1 protein-coding gene is annotated in these 998 nt (G+C 36.1%); it reads right to left on the minus strand.

The annotated features are described in order from the left end of the window. A partial coding sequence (locus tag B5P42_RS31305) for an acyltransferase family protein (protein ID WP_258397577.1) occupies positions 1-998 on the minus strand: 998 nt, incomplete at both ends.

Raw genomic sequence — 998 nt, forward strand, 5'->3', positions numbered from 1 at the left:
AAATTGAAGAATTGCTCTTATTAGTGAAAAATCTCCAGCATTTACTTTTGGAGTCGTCAATGTAAGAATTGGATAATGCCAAAGATATATGCCATACGACCTTATTCCTATCCAACGTAAAGGTCTAAATCTTAAAAATTGAGTGATACGGCTCGCTGGATGAGCAAGATTTGCTACTAACAACGCTGTTGCAATTGATAAGAGAACCATTCCTCCATTGTATAGAAACGGATCATATTGATTCGTCTTCCAAAACATAAGCAAAATAATAATAAGAGCAGTTCCTCCCACTACATCAAGAATGAGACGCGCCTTTGGAATAATTTTATTTGCAAGCCTATTGCTTGGCCAAATTAAGGCAAGTGCCGCTCCAATAAGTAAAGAAAAGGCCCTCGTATCTGTGCCATAATAAACTCTACTCGGATCGGCTCCAGGTTCATACAAAATTGCCATCGCTAAAGCTGAAGCAACAGCTCCCAGACAAATCAATAAAATCATACGGGATTGTTTTTTTATGTGGTAAAGCCCTAAACTAATGATAAACGGCCAGACAACATAGAATTGTTCCTCAACTGCTAACGACCAAAAATGATTCAATGGAGAAAGCTGGTTAAAATTATCAAAGTACGATAATTTATGATAAATATACCACCAGTTACTAACATAAAATAACGCCGCTAATGAATCTCCACACATTTTTTCAAGTAAAGAGCTATGAAAAATCGTAATCCATGCCAACGTTATAACGAGCATAACAAACATTGCTGGAAGCAATCTCCTTGCCCTACTAAGCCAGAATTTCTTCAAATCAATTCTCTTATTTCTCTTCCACTCCATCGCTAGAATATCTGTAATTAAATAACCTGAGAGTACAAAAAATACAGTAACCCCTAAAAATCCTCCAGGCATCCAATTAAAATTAATATGATACAAAATAACACCTAGTATAGCTAGGCCCCTTAGACTGTCTAATCCAACCATATAACGACTATTTTTTT

Source organism: Bacillus sp. SRB_331, assembly GCF_003264175.1.
GTDB lineage: Bacteria > Bacillota > Bacilli > Bacillales > Bacillaceae_G > Bacillus_A > Bacillus_A mycoides.